Source organism: Flavobacterium sp., from assembly GCF_044361015.1.
Lineage (GTDB): Bacteria > Bacteroidota > Bacteroidia > Flavobacteriales > Flavobacteriaceae > Flavobacterium.
This window is the reverse complement of sequence record NZ_JBIKJL010000100.1, coordinates 1-3,778: the sequence shown is the minus strand read 5'-3', so window position 1 is coordinate 3,778 and position 3,778 is coordinate 1. Positions and strand designations below refer to the sequence as shown.

The following is a 3,778-nucleotide window of genomic DNA, read 5'->3' as shown; positions in this document are numbered from 1 at the left end:
ACTTTTGAAAAGCAAATAAATTCATCCCTAATGTTAAAAACATTTCTTTTTATTTTTCTGGGCGGAGGAATGGGTAGCGTTTTTCGTTATGGAACTTCGCTACTCACGCAAAAATACGTTCAAAGTTCGTTTCCTTGGGCCACTTTTTTGGTGAATATCATCGGTTGTTTGTTGATTGGAGCATTCATTGGACTCATCGAACGTTGGAATTGGACCAATCACGACATTCGCTTCCTTTTAATTGCAGGATTTTGTGGTGGCTTTACCACTTTTTCTGCTTTTGGTATCGAAAGTTTAACCCTTTTTCAAAACAATCAATATCTTTTAGGTATTACCTATATTTTATCGAGTATAATTTTAGGAATCGCTGCGGTTTGGCTTGGACTTTTTTTAACGAAATGAGAACTTTTTGCTAAAAAAATGTAACTTCGCAAACTATGACAGAAATTCAAATTGAAACAGCAAAAATGCTATTGGCGACTTCTAAAAAAATCGTCATTTTACCACATAGAAATCCTGATGGTGATGCCATGGGTTCAACCTTAGCTTTATACCATTTTCTAAAAAAACTAAATCACCAACCCATACTTATTTCCCCTAATGAATTTCCTAATTTTTTAGCTTGGATGCCGGGTTCAGAAACCGCTCTGATATATGAAAAAGATAAAGTAGGTACAAAAGCAGTTTTAGAACAAGCAGAATTGATTTTTACTTTAGATTTTAATGCTCTTCATAGAACAGGAGAAATGGAACATGATTTGACTAAGCTCAAAGCTCCATTTATCATGATAGATCATCACCAAGCTCCCGATTCATATGCGGAAGTAACCTTTTCTGATACAACTTATGGTTCAACCTGTGAAATGGTTTATGATTTTATTACAGCTTTAAATAATTTAGAATTAATAGATAGAATCATCGCTACTTGTTTATATGCAGGAATTGTAACGGATTCCGGCTCTTTTAAATTCCCAAAAACAACTGGAAAGACTCACCGAACGGTTGCTCATTTAATTGATTTAGGAATTGACAATAGTGAAATTCATAATTTGTTGTTCAACAATAATTCATTCGAAAGCTTACAATTATTAGGTAAAGCTCTTCAAAACATGAAACTTTTTAAAGCACAAAAAACAGCATATATTTCATTAACACAAGACGAACTTGATCGCTATCACTTTAAAAAAGGAGATACGGAAGGAATTATAAATTATGGATTATCAATCAAAGATATTATCTTTGCTGCCATTTTTATCGAAAACAAAGAAGAAGGAATTATTAAAATTTCTCTCCGTTCCATGGGTGATTTTGACGTAAATCAACTAGCTCGGGAACATTTTCACGGTGGCGGTCACATCAATGCAGCCGGTGGAAAATCATTAGTTTCGATGAAGGAAACCATTAGTAATTTTGAACAAATTGTAAAAAACAACCCTAATTTAAAATTCTAAATGAAACTTAACTATTTTATATTCCTTATATTTTTTGGCATGCTATTCGCTTACGGTTGCAAAGAACCGGAAGCAAGAAAGCCCGTTTATAAATCGTCCGGTAGTTTTATGAAAGAGTCAATAGTTAGAAATAAAAAATTAATTGTAGCCGAAGAAAAAGCAATTGATTCCATCATTAAAAGTAACCCTGAAAAAAAATATCTTGCTTCTGAAAAAGGATATTGGTATTCGTATGAAATACAAAACCAACAAGATACTTTGCGACCTAAACGTGGGGATGTTGTTTTTTTTGATTATGAGATTTTTGATTTAAAAGGAAATATTATTTATACTGCATTAGAGCTTAGACCTCAAAATTATTTAGTTGACAAACAAGAAATAATGATTGGCCTACGTGATGGTATAAAATTAATGCGAAAAAATGAAAAAGTGTCTTTTCTGTTTCCCTCTCACATCGCTTATGGCTATTTGGGTGATAAAAACAGAATTGGTCCAAATGTCCCGATTATCTGTACTGTTACCTTAACAGATTTTAAAAAAGAAAGTGAATTAAATAATAATAATAACAGCTCAAATCAATAACTATTTAAAAAATGAAAAAAATTGTATTTCTATTTTTAAGTTTGACTTCTCTTCTTCTAGTTTCTTGTGGAGAGAACTATGACCGTTTAGGAGACGGTATTTTTGGTGTCATAAAAACCGGTAAAGGGGAGATAATTGTATCCTTAGAATACAACAAAACACCTATAACCGTTGCAAACTTTATATTGTTAGCCGAAGGGAAAAATAAGCATGTAACTTTAGAATCAAAAAAGGGAGTCCCTTTTTATGATGGTTTAAAATTTCATCGCGTAGAAGCTAATTTTATGATTCAGGGAGGTGATCCAAATGGAGATGGAACCGGCGGACCGGGTTATAATTTTATGGATGAAATAACCGATTTATCACACCAAGGTCCGGGCACTTTATCGATGGCAAATGCAGGTCCCGGAACGAATGGTTCACAATTTTTTATAACCCATGTTGAAACAAAGTTTTTAGATGGAAGACATACCGTATTTGGTAAAGTAAAAGAAGGTCAGGAAATAGTGAATGCTATTGTAAAAGATGATGTAATTGAGAGTATTATTATCGTTAGAAACGGTGAAGCTGCTAAAAAGTTTGATGCTGTGAAAGTATTTGATGACCGATTGAAAACTGAAGCAGAAAACAGAAAAAAAATGGAAGCGGAAGAGGCCATCAAAAAAGAGGCTTTTCTAGCTGAATTCAAAGAAGTTATTGATACAAAATTAGCCTTCTTCGAAACCCAGAAAAAAACAGCTCAAAAAACAGCTTCCGGATTACAGTATGCTATTTATGAAAAAGGAAAAGGAAAAAAACCTGCAAATGGTTCCACTGTTTATGTTCATTACGCCGGATTTTTTGAAAGCGGAGAACTTTTTGACAGCAGTAAAGAGGATGTTTCAAAAGCTTTTGGAAAATTTGATCAAAACAGAGCCGATGCTAAAGCCTATACCCCATTTCCTTTTCAATACGGCAATAAAACAGGTTTAATTCCGGGATTTTTAGAAGGATTAGAAAATTTAAACTTTGGGGATAAGGCTATTTTATTCATACCTTCTCAATTAGGTTATGGTGAAGCAGGTGCTGGCGGAATTATACCACCAAATTCTAATTTAATTTTTGAAATCGAGTTATTAGAAGAATTACCTAAACAATAATTATAAAATTAACAAAACATGAAAAAAATTATTTCAATTTTCATTCTATCAATTAGTTTGTCAACCCTTGCTCAAACAGCGGATGGATTATACGCAGAAATTCAAACTACTAAAGGAAAAATTCTTTTACAATTGGAATATGAAAAAGCTCCAATTACAGTTGCTAATTTTGTTTCGTTAGCAGAAGGAAATAATCCGGCGGTAAGTGCTGAATTCAAAAACAAAAAATTCTACGACGGATTGAAATTTCATCGTGTGGTTGCTAATTTCATGATTCAAGGTGGTGATCCGGCAGGAAACGGAAGTGGCGGACCCGGTTATAAATTTGTAGATGAATTTACAGATTTAAAACACGATAAAACTGGAATACTTTCAATGGCAAATTCAGGTCCAACAACGAACGGAAGTCAGTTCTTTATCACGCATTTAGCAACGCCTCACTTAGATGGCAGACACACTGTTTTTGGACATGTGGTAGAAGGACAAAGTGTGGTTGATGCAATTGTACAAGATGATGTGATGCAAAAAATCACCATTATTCGTGTGGGTAGTAATGCAAAAAAGTTTGATGCAGTTAAAACCTTCACAGACAGAGATGCGATTGCT

Annotated in this window: 5 protein-coding genes; all 5 read left to right on the top strand. The window is 33.6% G+C overall.

Going from position 1 to position 3,778, the window contains the following annotated elements; genetic code table 11:
* A partial coding sequence (gene crcB / locus ACIQ2Z_RS12670; protein ID WP_396184533.1) for a fluoride efflux transporter CrcB occupies positions 1-402 on the top strand: 402 nt, incomplete at its 5' end.
* Between the two features lie 35 nt (positions 403-437).
* A complete protein-coding gene (locus tag ACIQ2Z_RS12665; RefSeq protein WP_396184532.1) occupies positions 438-1,451 on the top strand; it encodes a bifunctional oligoribonuclease/PAP phosphatase NrnA in 1,014 nt (337 codons plus the stop codon).
* A 39-nt stretch (positions 1,452-1,490) separates the two neighbouring features.
* The gene (gene gldI / locus ACIQ2Z_RS12660; RefSeq protein WP_396184531.1) at positions 1,491-2,033 is read left to right on the top strand and encodes a gliding motility-associated peptidyl-prolyl isomerase GldI; all 543 of its coding nucleotides are present in this window, start codon (positions 1,491-1,493) and stop codon (positions 2,031-2,033) included.
* Positions 2,034-2,044: 11 nt separating this feature from the next.
* Complete coding sequence (locus tag ACIQ2Z_RS12655; protein WP_396184530.1) at positions 2,045-3,172, top strand: peptidylprolyl isomerase; 1,128 nt, start codon at positions 2,045-2,047, stop codon at positions 3,170-3,172.
* Between the two features lie 18 nt (positions 3,173-3,190).
* Positions 3,191-3,778, top strand: a 588-nt coding sequence (locus tag ACIQ2Z_RS12650) for a peptidylprolyl isomerase (RefSeq protein ID WP_396184529.1), incomplete at its 3' end; no start/stop codon positions are given.